This window comes from Thiolapillus sp. (assembly GCF_048562965.1).
In the GTDB taxonomy this organism is placed as follows: domain Bacteria; phylum Pseudomonadota; class Gammaproteobacteria; order Chromatiales; family Chromatiaceae; genus Thiolapillus; species Thiolapillus brandeum_A.
Genome location: NZ_JBHNMF010000957.1, coordinates 1 through 1,084, shown reverse-complemented (window position 1 = coordinate 1,084; position 1,084 = coordinate 1). Strand labels below are relative to the sequence as shown.

Annotated in this window: 1 protein-coding gene; it reads right to left on the bottom strand. The window is 53.2% G+C overall.

Annotated features, from left to right (window positions below):
• Positions 1–1,019 (bottom strand): hypothetical protein (locus ACOCD2_RS21440; RefSeq protein WP_419588632.1); only part of this gene is annotated, 1,019 nt, incomplete at its 3' end.
• Positions 1,020–1,084: the final 65 nt, after the last annotated feature.

The following is a 1,084-nucleotide window of genomic DNA, read 5'->3' as shown; positions in this document are numbered from 1 at the left end:
TGAGCGGCTTGTTCCGGCGGCTTTTTGATGGTCGCCCAGGGCGGCGGGTAGGCCACCATGACATCCTGGTGGGCGACAAACACCCGCCAGTTGCCCTCACCGTCCGGTCCGGTGATAACTGCATAAGCATCATCGGGCATCACGGTTTTCAGCACCTTGAAACCATCAACAGCCGCTGTGAATTCAGGGCCTTCCCAGACATAATCATAGAAAGCTTGCTGGATTTCTCCCCAATAATTGGTCCATTCCGGCAGCCAGAAAAAAGTCGACACGACAGTACCAACACCAAACAGCCGGCTTAGTGGATTTTTCTCATCAAGCACGAGCGTTTCAATCCAGGCATTGCCGAACTCCGCGGCGCTGGGCACGGTGGGGTTGGGCCGGCCGCACATGAGTGCCCGCCGATGTACGGTGTTGGGGATAAACCAGCCATAAGCACCCAACCGCGAATAAGTATGGTAATGACACAGTTCCGTGCTCACCAATTGCTCACCCAGCCGCCGCGTACCCTCAACCAGCGCTTCATCCACCGGCAAATGATTCAGGTCAGGATAAGGTGTGTAAACCGTCAACGACGGCATGTGCATGGTTTTACCTTCCTCTGATTTCTGGATAACATGCGAATCGATGTCAACCAGGGTCAGCCACAGCGGTCCCAGAGCCGGCCCGCTGCTGAACAAGTGCATGCCGATATTGGCGACATCCAGAACATTGTTGGTCACCCGCGACCAGTCAGGATGACTGGCGGCATATTGACGGGCAAAACCCAGCACATAGGGTTTTCGTGTAGCGGTATAAACGAATTGGCTGGTTTCGAAAAAATCGTGCCGGTATGTATCAGAAGCATACCTCGAATGTATCGCGCGACGTTTTTCTAATTCAAGCAAAGCTTCTGCTGTAACAGGCGCTGGAACGGAAACCGGCGGGCCGAGTTCATTGTTTTTCATGGACAGGTTTGTTGAGCAGCCAAACAACGGCAACAGCAGGGACAATACGATGATTTGGGTTATCGTTTTCATGGAACAGGGCTCGTGAAAGTGGCTATGGAACAGGGCTGCAGGTTCTTGGGTCATAATCGTAAGTC